The 1,269-nt window shown below is 60.5% G+C and carries 1 protein-coding gene and 1 tRNA gene; one reads left to right on the forward strand and one right to left on the reverse strand.

The window, feature by feature from the left end:
• Positions 1-370 precede the first annotated feature (370 nt).
• Positions 371-445, forward strand: a tRNA-Pro gene (locus TsocGM_RS25600).
• A gap of 102 nt (positions 446-547) precedes the next feature.
• Here the strand turns inward: TsocGM_RS25600 and TsocGM_RS25605 are convergent.
• Positions 548-964, reverse strand: coding sequence for a heavy metal-responsive transcriptional regulator (locus TsocGM_RS25605; protein ID WP_126728288.1), 417 nt, complete (start codon positions 962-964; stop codon positions 548-550).
• Positions 965-1,269: the final 305 nt, after the last annotated feature.

Genomic DNA, 1,269 nt, shown 5'->3' on the forward strand with positions numbered 1-1,269 from the left:
GGCGCCCCGGCCCCGCTCAATCAACCCCCCCCCCCCGCCAGCCTCCCGGTCCCTCGATCGACCCCAAGGCCGATCCGAGTAACACAGGGATCATCGCCCCTGACTCCCCCTCTTCCGGATCACCCCGCTCCTCACCGATCCTCGTCCTGGTCGACAATCCGACCCCGACCAACTCGAACCAGCACCTCTGTGCCTCCCTGCCGCTCTGCCCCTTCTTCAACCGCGGTCGTCCCCCTCTCCATTGCCCCCCGTCATCCCGCAATCACCGCCCTCCCCGGCGTCCGACGCCCTGGCTTCAGAACGCAAACCGCACTGCTGTTGACAATCGCTGCGGAACTGGCAAAATAGTTCCCGTAAGTTCTTCCCAATTCGGGGCGTAGCTCAGCTTGGCTAGAGCGCACGGTTCGGGTCCGTGAGGTCGGAGGTTCAAATCCTCTCGCCCCGACTGACATTGCAGTGACACTGGACTCATGTTGGAGTGGCAGGTTGGCTCCAACCTGCCACTCCGCTTGGTGTCATACGGCAGACTCCCAGCGGCCGTACATCATCAGCCGGCCCCCGACGTTTCTCGCAACGTCTCAATCACGTGGCAGCAGTCGGCCAGTTCCGTGTCCCTGCATTTCTCCAAGGACGCTTTCAGGACGCGTTGAACGTGTCGCAAGTCCTTGAGCCGACTGCCAACTTCGTCTAGCCGCTTTTCAATGAGCGACTGAACTTCTCGACACGACGCGGCCGTGTTGCTTGGCGCGGCAAGGAGATCCTTCACGTCATCCAGCGTGAAACCGATGGCCTGCGCTGCCCGGATGAACTTCAGCTTGCGGAGGGATTCCTCGCTGTATAGGCGATAATTGCCCCCACTGCGGACTTCCGGATCGATCAGACCGACCCGCTCGTAGTAGCGGACCGTTGTGGTGGGAATGTCGGCCGCATGCGCCAGTTGGCTGATGGTGTACTGCTTGCTCATCGAAACCTTTCCGATTGAAGACGTCGCGGCCATTGCTCGGGATTCCCGCCAGCCCTTGGAAACGGCCTTGACCTTGCACTCAGGTGCAAGGTGCATAATACACAAATGAAGCACACTGCGCAATCCGATTCATGGAGAAAGAAGCGATGCCCGTCGAAACGACAACCCAAAAGCGATTGGGCGTAACTCGCCTCCCGCTATGCTGCAACTGATCGGTACAGCCGGGCTTGCTCCTGCTCGATCCGGTACTCCAGGAACTCATCCCATTGGTCGTTGAGGTACAACGCCCGGACGTGGAGCATCGC

This window comes from Tautonia sociabilis (assembly GCF_003977685.1).
Classification (GTDB): domain Bacteria; phylum Planctomycetota; class Planctomycetia; order Isosphaerales; family Isosphaeraceae; genus Tautonia; species Tautonia sociabilis.

Bases quoted from the DNA above. Each gene is read 5' to 3' on its own strand.
- TsocGM_RS25605 (WP_126728288.1), bottom strand. From the start codon at position 964: ATGAGCAAGCAGTACACCATCAGCCAACTGGCGCATGCGGCCGACATT.